Source organism: Sphingopyxis sp. 550A, from assembly GCF_053569535.1.
The window spans coordinates 1,989,093-2,001,156 of the sequence record NZ_CM131615.1 but is presented as its reverse complement, the minus strand read 5'-3'; the positions used below and the strand labels follow the sequence as shown (position 1 = coordinate 2,001,156).

The window sequence follows — 12,064 nt, the reverse complement described above, 5'->3', positions numbered from 1 at the left end:
GCGCGTTGTCCCAGCTCGTTGTCATCGCCGCCGATTGGCGCTATGATCGCCGTCGATGGGGATGGAGTTCCCCGATAACCGCCATGCCGGCTGATGACTCCTGCCTTGCGCCATGATGCGCGGGTAGGTGTTCGTCCTTCTCCCGCGCGAGGAGATGGGACATGATGATTTCGCAACGAAAGCCGATGGGGCCGGCGCGATGGTGACCGCGCTCTGGCTTGCCGCGGGCGGCGCCACGGGCACGCTGCTGCGCTACTGGATCAACCTGCTGATCACCACGCGTCTGGGCGAGGCCATGCCCTGGGGCACGATCGTCATCAATGTCACCGGATCGTTCGCGATCGGCCTGTTCGCGGCGCTGACCGAACCCGGCGGGCGCCTGACGGTGCCGCCCGACGTGCGCCTCTTCATCCTGGTCGGTCTGTGCGGCGGCTATACGACCTTTTCCTCCTTCAGTCTGCAGACGCTCGCGCTGCTGCAATCCGGCGAGCCGGCGCGCGCGGCGGCGAACGTCCTGCTTTCGGTCCTGCTGTGCCTGCTGGCGGTCTGGGCCGGATATGCGGGATCGTCGGCGCTGCACGGAATGCGGGGCTGACATGCGGCTGCTCGCCATATTGACCGGCGCCGCGAGCGCCCCCGCCTGCCTCGACGCCGCCGTCGTCGCGTCGCGGTCGCTGGGCGGCGCCAGCATCGAGGCGCTGCATGTCGTCGTCGATCCCGAACATCTGGTCGTCGCGCCCGAGGAAATCGACATCCAGCTCCTCCGCGAACGCTGGGAAGGCACTGCGCAGGAACGCGCGCAGGCCGTCCGCTCGGCTTTTCTGGCCTGGAATGCCGGCGCGGCCGAGGGCACGCCGCCGGTGCGATGGAAGGCACTGGTCGGGGCCGAGGCGGCGCTGCTCTGCGAGGAAGCGAAGGCGGCCGACGTGATCATCCTCGTGCTGGTGCGCGAGCCCAATCTCGACAGCGCCGACGCCTTTCATGCCGCAATCTTTCGTAGCGGCAAGCCGGTGCTGATCGTGCCGCCGGGCTGGCGCGGCAGCGAGCGTGCGGCTTTCGCGCATATCGCCGTGGGGCTCAGCGACAGCGAGGCCGCGCGCCACGCGATCGAGGGCGCCGGTCCGTGGTTGCGGCACGCACATCGCGTCACCGGCATCCGCATCGGTGCGCGCGACGATGCCGTGCGCGGGCTGACGCGGCTGCTGGCCGAAGCCGGAACGGAGGCCGCGCTGCACGTTGTGGCGCCTGACCATGCGAATTTGGGCGCACAATTGGTGCGCGAAGCGCATGGCGTCGGCGCCGACCTGCTGGTGGCCGGCGCCTATCGCTATCCGGCGGTGGTCGAATGGCTGCTGGGCGGCACGACGCGCCATCTGCTCGCCGCGGCCGACATGCCCGTGATGCTGGCGCATTGATGAGAGGCGGCGGGCATTTTCCTTCCATCGGGGTTTGATGCCCTTGACGCCGCGAATCAACTCTGATTCAAGGGCCGAAATGACGCAGCGCCATAAATTCCGCAAATCGATGAATCGGGCCATTGGTCCCGCGGTGGCGCTGATCGCGGTGCTGGCGATGATCGGCTATGCGATCTTCGGGCCGACGGGGCTTTATGCCTGGGGCGACTACAGTCAGTCGGTCGAGAAGAAGCGCATCGTGCTGAACCAGCTCGCCAAGAAGCAGGGCGAATTGCAGAACAGGGTCAATCTGCTCGACCGGCGCCGCGTCGACCCCGATCTCGCCGACGAATATGTGCGCGAGAAGCTGGGGGTCATGCACCCCGACGAGATCGCTATCCCGATGGACGGTAACGAGAAGCCTTAAGCTGGCCCCTGAAACATTCGTCACCCTGAGCCTGTTTCAGGGTCCATGGTCTGAAGGGTAGGACGCCCCTTCTTCTCCACTCCCTGATTGCAAAAAATGCATACGTAACGCCGGGCCCTGTGCCCGCCAAGCGGGCGTTGCCAAGCGGGCCGTCGCTCTCCTATAGGGGGCCTTGCCGTAACGGCTAACCGCAAGAGGAAATCCGCCTTGGCCAAAGAACCCGCGCGTAAGACTGCCGCGCCGAAAAAATCCGCTTCCACCCCAGCGCCCGCCACCAACCGCGAGCAGCCGAGCGAGCCCGCTCCCTATCAGGCGACGCCCGAAGAGCTTGAGAAATTCTATCGCGAAATGCTGCTCATCCGCCGCTTCGAGGAGAAGGCGGGGCAGCTTTACGGCCTCGGACTGATCGGCGGTTTCTGCCACCTCTATATCGGCCAGGAAGCGGTCGCGGTCGGGCTCCAGTCGGCGCTCGACGGCGACAAGGACAGCGTCATCACCGGCTATCGCGACCACGGTCACATGCTCGCCTACGGCATCGACCCCAAGGTGATCATGGCCGAACTCACCGGTCGCGCCGCGGGCATTTCGCGCGGCAAGGGCGGCTCGATGCACATGTTCAGCGTCGAGCATAAATTCTATGGCGGTCACGGCATCGTCGGCGCGCAGGTGTCGCTCGGCACGGGCCTCGCCTTCGCGCACAAATATCGCGGCGACGGCGGCGTCGCCATGGCCTATTTCGGCGACGGCGCCGCGAACCAGGGCCAGGTGTACGAGAGCTTCAACATGGCCGAGCTTTGGAAGCTGCCGATCATCTTCGTGATCGAGAACAACCAGTACGCCATGGGCACCTCGGTCAACCGCAGCAGCGCCGAGGACCAGCTTTATCGCCGCGGCGAAAGTTTCCGCATTCCCGGGATGCAGGTCGACGGCATGGACGTGCTCGCGGTGCGCGGCGCGGCCGAAGCGGCGCTCGAATGGGTGCGCGCGGGCAAGGGGCCGATCCTGCTCGAACTCAAGACCTATCGCTATCGCGGCCACTCGATGTCCGACCCCGCCAAATATCGCAGCCGCGAGGAAGTGCAGGCGGTGCGCGACAAGAGTGATGCGATCGAGCATCTCAAGAAGCTGATGCTCGACGCCGGGATCACCGAGGACAAGGTCAAGGATATCGACAAGGAAATCCGCCAGATCGTGAGCGACGCGGCCGACTTCGCCGAAAGCGCGCCCGAGCCCGAACTTCACGAACTTTATACCGACGTGCTGGTGGAGCAATATTGAGATGGCGATCGAACTGAAGATGCCGGCGCTGTCGCCGACGATGGAAGAGGGCACGCTCGCCAAGTGGCTCGTCAAGGAAGGCGACACGGTGAAGTCGGGCGACATTCTGGCGGAGATCGAGACCGATAAGGCGACGATGGAATATGAAGCGATCGACGAAGGCACGATCGCGTCGATCCTGGTTCCCGAAGGCACCGACAATGTGAAGGTCGGCACCGTGATCGCAACGATCGCGGGCGAGGGGGAGGAGGCGGCGCCTGCGCCTGCGCCCGCCAAGGACGTCGCCCCAGCGGAAGCTGGGGCCGCCAATGAGAGCGAGCCGACGCCAGCGGCCCCAGCTTCCGCTGGGGCGACGGTCAAGGCGCCCGCACCCGCCGTGCGCGCCGCCGATCCGTCGATTCCCGAGGGTACGGCGACGGTGAAGCTCACGGTCCGCGAGGCGCTCCGCGATGCGATGGCGGAGGAAATGCGCGCCGACGACCGCATCTTCGTGATGGGTGAGGAGGTCGCCGAATATCAGGGCGCCTATAAGGTGACGCAGGGCCTGCTCGACGAGTTCGGCGCGCGCCGCGTCATCGACACGCCGATCACCGAATATGGCTTTGCCGGGCTCGGCACCGGCGCGGCGATGGGCGGCCTCAAGCCGATCATCGAGTTCATGACCTTCAACTTCGCGATGCAGGCGATCGACCACATCATCAACTCGGCCGCGAAGACCAATTACATGTCGGGTGGCCAGATGCGCTGTCCGATCGTGTTTCGCGGACCGAACGGCGCCGCGTCGCGCGTCGCCGCGCAGCACAGCCAGAATTATGCCCCCTGGTATGCGAGCGTCCCCGGCCTGATCGTGATCGCGCCCTATGACGCCGCCGATGCCAAGGGCCTGCTCAAGGCCGCGATCCGCAGCGAGGACCCGGTCGTCTTCCTCGAAAACGAGCTGCTCTATGGCCGCAGCTTCGACGTTCCCGACGTCGTCGACTATGTCCTGCCGATCGGCAAGGCGCGCGTCATGCGCGAAGGCAGCGACGTCACCGTCGTCAGTTACTCGATCGGCGTCGGATTGGCGCTCGAAGCCGCCGATACGCTGGCGGGCGAGGGGATCGAGGCCGAGGTGATCGATCTGCGCACGATCCGTCCGCTCGACATCGCGACGGTGCTCGCCAGCCTCAAGAAGACCAATCGCCTCGTCGTCGTCGAGGAGGGCTGGCCGACCTGTTCGATCGCCAGCGAGCTCGCGATGGTCGCGATGGAGCAGGGCTTCGACGATCTCGACGCCCCGGTGGTGCGCGTCTGCAACGAGGATGTGCCGCTGCCCTATGCCGACAATCTCGAAAAGGCGGCACTGGTCGACACACCGCGGGTGATCGCGGCGGTGAAGGCGATCACCAACCGGGGATAACGCCTCGTCATTGCGAGGAGCGACGCGACGAAGCAATCTCCAGCTATCGGCATACAGGTCGCGGGCTGGAGATTGCTTCGCTTCGCTCGCAATGACGGTGATGGGATGATACCGCGCTGCGCATGAACGGCGACGCCGAATCCGAAGCCAGTCCTTACCCCGACATCCGCGACCCGCGCGTCATGGTGGCGGTGCCGCGCGAGCGGCGGCTGGCCGTCACCGCGCTATGGGCGCTCGCCGAGCGGCTGACCAAGCTGCTCCGCGATGCGCGCGAGCCGATGATCGGGCAGATCAAGCTCGCCTGGTGGCGCGACATGATGGCGCTGCTCGCGAGCGATCCCGCGATGTTGCCGAAGGGCGAGCCGCTGCTCGCCGAATTGCAGGCCGCGTGGGGTGAGCAGAGCGGTCTCGACGCGCTCGTCGATGCGGCAGAGGCAATGCTGCTTGCCGAAAACGAAACGGAACGGCGCGACGCGGCGGCGGGGTTCGGTGAAGCCTTGTTCTCCCTTTCGGGCGGCGCTGGCGGCGTGCGCTGGGGATTGCTGTGGGGCGCCGGGCTTCAGCAAGGCGAAGCGGAGGCGCGGCAACTCTTCGCCGATGCCCGCGACCAGCCGATCCCGCCGCGCGCGTCTTTTCGGGGGAAAAAGGCCCTGCTGATGCTCGACCGCTGGGCCGCTGCGATCACCGCGCGCGATGGCGAACGGCGCTGGCGGAGCGAGGAGTTGCGGCTGTTGCGGATCGGTCTTTTCGGGCGCTGAGCGACAAAAGCACGCGCGGGGGTGGAAATGCCGCCACCGAACATCTATCTTGCGCGGTACAGAAATAGGGTCGCAGGGGACAGACGCATGTTCAACGGGCTGATCGCCTATCTGGATTCGATCAAGGCGCGCGATCCCGCGCCGCGGACACGCTGGGAAATCCTGCTCTATCCGGGGCTGCTCGCGGTCGGGATGCACCGCATCGCGCACTGGCTGTTTGAGGCGGACCTGTTCTTCCTTGCGCGCTTCGTCAATCATCTGTCGCGCTGGCTGACCGGGATCGACATTCATCCGGGTGCACAGATCGGGCGGCATTTGTTCATCGATCACGGCTTTGGCGTCGTGATCGGCGAGACCGCCGAGATCGGCGATAATGTCTCCATCTATCAGGACGTGACGCTGGGCGGCACCGATCCCGCCAACGGCATCGGCGGCAAGCGCCACCCGACGCTGTGCGACGATGTGATCGTCGGGTCGGGCGCCCAGATTCTCGGCCCCGTCACCGTCCATGCGCGGGCGCGCGTGGGCGCCAATGCGGTGGTGACCAAGGACGTGCCCGAAGGCGCGGTGATGGTCGGCATCCCGGCGCGCTCGACCCTGCTCGACGCCAGCGAATATGCGCGCGAGTTCGTGCCCTATGGCACGCCGTGCTGCGAGACCTTCGATCCCGCGACGCAGAAACTCGAACTGCTGCAATGCCAGCTCGAGCAGATGCAGAAGCAGATCGCGATGCTGGTCGCGGAGCGCGATGCGCTCAAAGGGGAAGCCGACGCGCCGCAGCGCAAGGGGAGTCGGAAAAGCGCCTGATGGGAACGGTGACGCCTCTGCCGTTCGGCAATCGGGCGGCACCGCAGCAGACCGGTTTCGAGCGCACTGAATTGATGCGCATCCTCGACCTCTACGGCCGTATGGTCGCCGCGGGGCATTGGCGCGACTATGCGATGGACTTCCACCGCGACGCCGCGATCTTCTCCGCCTTTCGCCGCGCCGCCGAGCGCCCCGAATATCGCATAGAAAAACGCCCCGCCTTGCGGAGCCGGCAGGGCATGTGGGCCCTTGTCTCCGAAGCCGGGGCGATATTGAAGCGCGGGGACGAGCTTGCGGGCGTGCTCGCCCCCGTCGAGCGCAAGCTTATGAAGCTGGTCGGGGACTGACGGCGCCCCCACGCCGTCATCCCGGCGAAGGCCGGGATCTCGCCCTTTGAGCATTACGCCCCGGCGAGATCCCGGCCTCCGCCGGGATGACGCTTGCAGTTAGACTTGAACCGTCGCCCGAATGGTGGCCGGCAACTGGTTCGCCAGATTGTCGGGCAGCAGGCCCACGACCGCGGCCCGCGCATTCTGCCAGAAGGCCGAGAGCAGCAGCAGCGCCGACCCGATCACGAACGCCGTCAGCGCGACGTTGAGTTCGACCGCGCCGAAAGTGCGGAAGAGCTGCGTCATTGCGAACAGCACATAGGCGAGCGCCGAGACGAGCAGCGCGCGGCGGTCGATCGCGAGCGCGATCAAGCCGAAGGCGATGTAGATGGCGACAACGAGCACCGCCGCGCCGCTGCCGATATCGTCGCCGCGCGTCACGCCGAGCAGGTGGAAGATCGGGTGGACGATCATCGGCGCGGCGAGCAGGTGGAGCCAGAAGGCGACGTCGCTGCGGCGCGTCTGGCGTACCCGGTCGCTGCGATCCCACCACATGGCGAGAGTGAAGACGCCGAGGCCGGCGATCAGCACGAGGATCATCGGCAGTGTGCCGTCGGGGCTGGGCACGCCGGTTGCGGCCAGCACGAGCGCCACCGCGGTCGCGGCGAGCGCGGCGGTGCCGGCAGCGACGGTGATCGGCACCATGAAGCGCTTCCAGTGGAACCAGGTCGCGACAGCCGTCACCGCGGCGATGGAGCCGAAGAGGATAGCCGCGGTCGTATCGCCGAGCCGCGGGCCGAAGATGTCCTCGCCATGCTTGAACAGGAATCCGATCATCGTCGCGCAGACCCCCGCCGAAAAGGCGAGGACGAGCACGATGCTCGGCAGTGCCATGCGGCGTTTGCGCGTGAAATATTCGGCGAGACCCCACGCCGATGCGGCAACGAAAGCGCCGGCGAGGGCGGGATGGATCGATTCGCCGATCCAGCCGACCGCGACGAGCAGAATCACCGCGGCGATGCTGACGAAGATGTCGTTGAAACCGGTGATGAGGCGGAAGGATTCCTCGTCCGCTCCGGGGGCTTCGCGCACCGATGCGATGTGCGACCGAAAGGCCTCCGCGGCCTCCGGCGTCAACACCTTCGCATCGACCGCGGCTTGCAGGTCGCTTTCACTATACATCGGGGTCGTCCCTTTCTGGATCGATCCCCTTGCCCCACGCGGCTTTTAGCAAAACTGTGTTAGTGTTACAATACGATATATCACGCGAAAATATGGGCAGCGTTGAGCTGCGCGCGCTGCGCTTCGGTGATCCGGTCCACCAGCCGATAGGCGGCGGGGTAGAGCACCAGGCTGACCGCCGATGCGACGAGGCCCACCTGTTGTCCCATGAGAAGCGATTCCGCCGAAGACGGGTTGAAGGTCATGCGGAAGGATATGTTGGAGGCGATGTTGGAGACTATCCAGCAACCCCACCATAATGCGAGCAGGCCCTCTGCGTAATCCAGCCGTTCGCCTTGTTCGCCATGGCTCGCGTTCCAGATCTGGCGCATCGCCGAAAAGGGTTTGAACAGGTTGGCGAAGGGAATGAAATACCAGCCCACCGCCCATCCGGGCGTGTAGGCGAAGCCAGCGACGTTGGCGGCGACAACGTTGGCGGCCGCGCGATATATCCACATGGCGAAAAAGACGATCGTGACAAGCGTGAGCACGCCGTCGGCCATCCCGACGATGGCGTAGAGCCCCGATGCTCCGGTCAGTTCGACGCTTTCATCGAGCGAAACATATCCCAGAAGCTCGGCGATCTGCCCCATGAGGACCGCGGCAATCACGACGAATCCCCCGGCCAACAGAAATTTGACAAGTTTCGCGCGCCGCTGAAGCAGATCGATGCCGTCGGCCAGGCTCATTTCGGCCATATTGTCCCCCCGCTTCCGGGGGCGCCGCCCCGGCGCCCCCTTCGGAAGGATGGGGTATCAGGCTCAGCCCAGGGCTTGCAATGCCTTCATCACCGCCATCGACTGCTCGGCACCCGATTGCGGGACAGTCTCGCCGTTGCGGTCGATGATCTTGTCCCATGCGGCGGCGACGCCTTCGGGGGTACGCTCGCCCTCGGGCAGCGCGACGCCGGGGGTCATGGTGACATAGGCGGCGTGGAAGGCGCCGGCGCCGGCGCCGACGATCATGTTCGTCGGCGCGTCTTCGCTGACCAGATAGAGCGCGGCGGGGACGACATTCTCCGGCGTGAACTTCTCGAACAGTTCGGGCGGGAAGATGTCTTCGGTCATGCGGGTGCCCGCGACCGGCGCGATCGTGTTGCAGCGGATGTTGTATTTCGCGCCTTCGAGATGGAGCGTCTTGGTGAGGCCGGCGAGGCCCAGCTTCGCCGCGCCGTAATTGGCCTGGCCGAAATTGCCGTAGAGGCCGGTCGACGAGGCGGTCATCAGGATGCGGCCATAGGCCTGCTCGCGCATGATGTCCCACGCCGCCTTGGTGACGTTGGCGCTGCCGAGCAGATGGACCTGGACGACGAGGTCGAAGTCGGCGGGCTCCATCTTGGCGAAGCTCTTGTCGCGCAGGATGCCGGCGTTGTTGATCAATATGTCGACGCTGCCCCACTCGGCCTTCGCCTTGGCGACCATTTCGGCCATATGATCATATTCGGTGACGCTGCCGCCGTTCGACATGGCGGTGCCGCCAGCGGCGCGGATTTCCTCGACGACTTGGAGCGCGGCGTCCGAATGGCCGGTGCCGTCGCGCGCGCCGCCGAGGTCGTTGACCACGACCTTCGCGCCGCGGCGCGCCAGTTCGAGTGCATAGGCGCGGCCGAGCCCGCCACCCGCGCCGGTCACGATGGCAACACGTCCGTCAAATTTGATCGTCATGATGATCTCCTGAAAGGGGCGCCGAAAGGTTGCCCGCGAAAACTGGTCAGAAAGCTGGCACGTCCTTAGCCGTTCGTCGCGGGCAGGCAAGGGGCGAATGAAAAGCTATTCGGTAACCGAAATGTCATCGAAATGACGTGCAACTGTCATGTAGCGGTCATAGGAGCGCCGCGAGATTGTCACCTATCACAGCGGAGCAATTCCCCGATGCGCCACCTTCTGACCGCCTCTTTTCTGGCGACGACGATGTTCATCCTGCCGCAGGCGGCGCATGCGCAGGCGATGACCGCCGAGGAGGCCGCCGACCTGCGCGCGCAGATCGCAGCGCTGAAGGCGCAGGTGCAGACGCTCGAATCGCGGCTCGACGCCGCGACCGGGCAACCGGCACCCGCGCCCGTGACGACACCGACGCCTGCCGTGCCCGCGGTGACCGCAAAGCCCGCGACCGAAATCGTCTGGAAAGGAGCGCCCGAGATCAGAACCGCCGATGGCTGGAGCTTCAAGCCGCGCGGGCGGATGCAGGTCGATGTCGCGAGCATCGACGCGCCGGCGGGCGTGACCGGGGCGCGCGGCGGCGTCGGCACCGAGTTCCGCCGCATCTATCTGGGCGTGGACGGCAAGATCCCGGGCGGGGTGAGCTATCGGGTCGATATCGACGTCGCCAACAGCGGGGTCGAACTGGCCGATGTCTATCTGACCTATGGCCCCGGTCCCTTTTCGGTGACCGCGGGTCAGATCAAGCCCTTCTGGTCGCTCGACGAACTGACGAGCGATCTGTTCAACAGCTTTACCGAGCGCGCCGCCTTTACCCAGGCGTTCAATTTCAAGCGCCGTGTCGGCCTGTCGGGGCAGTATAAGGGCAAGGCCTTGCTGCTTCAGGGCGGGATATTCGGCGACAATGCCAATGACCTGCTCAGCGATACGAACAACAGCTTCAGCCTCGACGGCCGCGCGGTGTGGATGCCCAAATTCGGCGACACGCAGCTCCACCTCGCCGGGTCGGCGCACTGGCGCAAGCTCAACGACGGGCCGAACGGGGTGCGTTATGCGCCGCGTCCGTTCGTCCATACGACCGATGCCCGCCTCGTCGATACCGGCGTCTTCACCGTGTCGCGCGAACGCGGGCTCGGATTGGAGGCTGCGCTGATCAACGGGCCCTTCCACGTCGCGAGCGAAGCCTATTGGCAAAAGGCAAGCCGTCCCGGCTTTGCAAACCCGACCTTCTTCGGCGGCTATGCCGAGGTCGGCTATGTCCTGACGCGCGGCGACAGCCGCGGGTACAAGGATGGCGCGTTCGACCGGCTGTCGCCGAAGCGCCCGATCACCGAGGGCGGCCCCGGCGCGATCGAGATCAACGCGCGCTACGACCATCTCGATCTGAACGACGCCGGGATCGTCGGCGGGCGCCAGCGGACGCTGGGCGTTTCGCTGGTCTGGGCGCCGATTTCCTATGTCCGCCTGACGGCCAATTACGGGCATCTGATGGTTGACGATGCCGCGCTGGGAACGGTGACCGGCGACCGCAATTATTCGGCCGATGCCTTCGGGCTGCGCACCCAGTTCGATTTCTGATCTATTCTCAGTCGAGCAGGGTTTCGCGGAAGGTGCCGCGCATACAATGGTCCGAACTCATCGCGGCGCCATAACCGCCGGCGTTGAGCAGGGCGATGACATCGCCCTCTTCGAGCGGGGGTAGCACGACGTCCTCGGCCCAGAGGTCGAGCGCCTCGTTGATATTGCCGGCAATGGTGCAGCGCTCGAACGACGCCGGGTCCGACGCGCGCGGGACGCAGGCTACCGGCTCGCATGGGAGGTCGTAGAAGGCGGGTTCGGGGTGCAGGTTGAAGCCGCCGTCGACGCTGACGAACAGCGTGTCCTGCTTGCGCTCGACATTGGTGACGCCGAGCAGGAGCATCCCGGCATCCTTGACCAGATAATCGCCGGGCTCGACCGCGATCTCGACCGCGCGACCGGCGAAATGGCGCCGCAGCAGCGCCGCCCATTTCGCAAGATCGAGCGGCTTGTCCGATGCGCGGTGCGGCACGCCCAGGCCGCCGCCGATATTGACGACGCGCACGTCGGGGAGGTCGGCGAGGAAAGCGAGGCCCGCTTCCAGCGCCGCTTCCCAATCGGCGAGCTGTTCGTCGAGATAGCCGCAGCCGACATGGAAATGCAGGCTGGTGACGCGAAGATCGTGCGCCCGCGCGGCGGCCAGCGCCTCCGCCCACTGTTCGCGGTAGATTCCGAATTTGGTTGTCCGCGCTCCGGCATAGGTCAGGCGCTCGCTGTCGCCATAGCCGACTCCGCGCGCCGGATTGACGCGAATGCCGATCGCGCGTCCGGGCACGCGCTCGCCGATCCGGCGGATCATGCCGATCGAATCGCAATTGATGACGAGGTCGTCGTGCGCGAGGAGCATGTCGAGATCGCGGCGCGCGACGCCGGTACCGGTGAAGCTGATCCGGTCGGCGGTGAAGCCGCAGGCCAGCGCACGCTCCAGTTCGCGGGGCGAGCAGATGTCGATACCGCATTGTCCGGTCGCGGCGAGCATCGCGAGCAGCGGCGGATGGCGGTTGGCCTTCATCGCATAATAGAGGCGGTGCGGGTGGCCGGTTTCGGCGAGCGCGGCGTGCAGCCGCGCCAGATTGGAGCGGATACGCGCGGCGGAATAGAGATAGAGCGGGCCTTCCGCGGCCGCGGCGAGCGTCGCGACGTCGCGGCCGGCGAAGATCAGCCGGTCGGCATCATGGCGAAGGTCGTCGCGTTGCCACCAAGGGGCCGTCATCG

General features: G+C 65.9%; 13 protein-coding genes and 1 riboswitch. Of the genes, 9 read left to right on the top strand and 4 right to left on the bottom strand.

Annotated features, from left to right (window positions below; translation table 11 throughout):
* Positions 1 to 48: 48 nt before the first annotated feature.
* A riboswitch (Fluoride riboswitch) is annotated at positions 49 to 110 on the top strand.
* A 17-nt stretch (positions 111 to 127) separates the two neighbouring features.
* From crcB to ACVENA_RS09625, 8 genes are all read left to right on the top strand, one after another.
* Positions 128 to 595, top strand: a complete 468-nt coding sequence (gene crcB, locus ACVENA_RS09660; protein WP_449328622.1) for a fluoride efflux transporter CrcB — start codon at positions 128 to 130, stop codon at positions 593 to 595.
* A gap of 1 nt (position 596) precedes the next feature.
* The gene (locus ACVENA_RS09655) at positions 597 to 1,415 is read left to right on the top strand and encodes a universal stress protein (protein WP_449328621.1); all 819 of its coding nucleotides are present in this window, start codon (positions 597 to 599) and stop codon (positions 1,413 to 1,415) included.
* A 79-nt stretch (positions 1,416 to 1,494) separates the two neighbouring features.
* Positions 1,495 to 1,821 carry an FtsB family cell division protein gene (locus ACVENA_RS09650; RefSeq protein ID WP_449328620.1) on the top strand — a complete coding sequence of 109 codons (327 nt, stop codon included), beginning with the start codon at positions 1,495 to 1,497 and terminating at the stop codon, positions 1,819 to 1,821.
* A 207-nt stretch (positions 1,822 to 2,028) separates the two neighbouring features.
* On the top strand, positions 2,029 to 3,099 hold the full coding sequence (gene pdhA, locus ACVENA_RS09645) for a pyruvate dehydrogenase (acetyl-transferring) E1 component subunit alpha (RefSeq protein WP_257550391.1): 1,071 nt from the start codon (positions 2,029 to 2,031) through the stop codon (positions 3,097 to 3,099).
* Between the two features lies 1 nt (position 3,100).
* Positions 3,101 to 4,498, top strand: coding sequence for a pyruvate dehydrogenase complex E1 component subunit beta (locus tag ACVENA_RS09640; protein WP_449328619.1), 1,398 nt, complete (start codon positions 3,101 to 3,103; stop codon positions 4,496 to 4,498).
* Between the two features lie 122 nt (positions 4,499 to 4,620).
* Complete coding sequence (locus tag ACVENA_RS09635) at positions 4,621 to 5,256, top strand: hypothetical protein (protein WP_449328618.1); 636 nt, start codon at positions 4,621 to 4,623, stop codon at positions 5,254 to 5,256.
* An 87-nt stretch (positions 5,257 to 5,343) separates the two neighbouring features.
* Complete coding sequence (cysE, locus tag ACVENA_RS09630) at positions 5,344 to 6,063, top strand: serine O-acetyltransferase (RefSeq protein ID WP_449328617.1); 720 nt, start codon at positions 5,344 to 5,346, stop codon at positions 6,061 to 6,063.
* Positions 6,063 to 6,410, top strand: a complete 348-nt coding sequence (locus ACVENA_RS09625) for a DUF2794 domain-containing protein (RefSeq protein ID WP_257550387.1) — start codon at positions 6,063 to 6,065, stop codon at positions 6,408 to 6,410. Before cysE ends, ACVENA_RS09625 begins: the two co-directional genes overlap by 1 nt.
* A 99-nt stretch (positions 6,411 to 6,509) precedes the next feature.
* Here ACVENA_RS09625 and ACVENA_RS09620 read toward each other — a convergent pair whose 3' ends face one another.
* The 3 genes from ACVENA_RS09620 to ACVENA_RS09610 all read right to left on the bottom strand — a co-directional run bounded on the left by ACVENA_RS09620 (position 6,510) and on the right by ACVENA_RS09610 (position 9,277).
* Positions 6,510 to 7,574, bottom strand: coding sequence for a hypothetical protein (locus tag ACVENA_RS09620; RefSeq protein ID WP_449328616.1), 1,065 nt, complete (start codon positions 7,572 to 7,574; stop codon positions 6,510 to 6,512).
* A gap of 80 nt (positions 7,575 to 7,654) precedes the next feature.
* Complete coding sequence (locus ACVENA_RS09615; RefSeq protein ID WP_449328615.1) at positions 7,655 to 8,311, bottom strand: DUF4328 domain-containing protein; 657 nt, start codon at positions 8,309 to 8,311, stop codon at positions 7,655 to 7,657.
* Between the two features lie 63 nt (positions 8,312 to 8,374).
* On the bottom strand, positions 8,375 to 9,277 hold the full coding sequence (locus ACVENA_RS09610) for an SDR family oxidoreductase (RefSeq protein ID WP_449328614.1): 903 nt from the start codon (positions 9,275 to 9,277) through the stop codon (positions 8,375 to 8,377).
* A gap of 207 nt (positions 9,278 to 9,484) precedes the next feature.
* Here ACVENA_RS09610 and ACVENA_RS09605 point away from each other — a divergent pair, with 207 nt between their 5' ends.
* Complete coding sequence (locus ACVENA_RS09605; protein WP_449328613.1) at positions 9,485 to 10,849, top strand: porin; 1,365 nt, start codon at positions 9,485 to 9,487, stop codon at positions 10,847 to 10,849.
* A 7-nt stretch (positions 10,850 to 10,856) separates the two neighbouring features.
* On the opposite strand, the gene ACVENA_RS09600 is transcribed toward ACVENA_RS09605, so the two are convergent.
* Positions 10,857 to 12,062, bottom strand: a complete 1,206-nt coding sequence (locus tag ACVENA_RS09600) for a diaminopimelate decarboxylase (protein WP_449328612.1) — start codon at positions 12,060 to 12,062, stop codon at positions 10,857 to 10,859.
* Positions 12,063 to 12,064 lie beyond the last annotated feature (2 nt).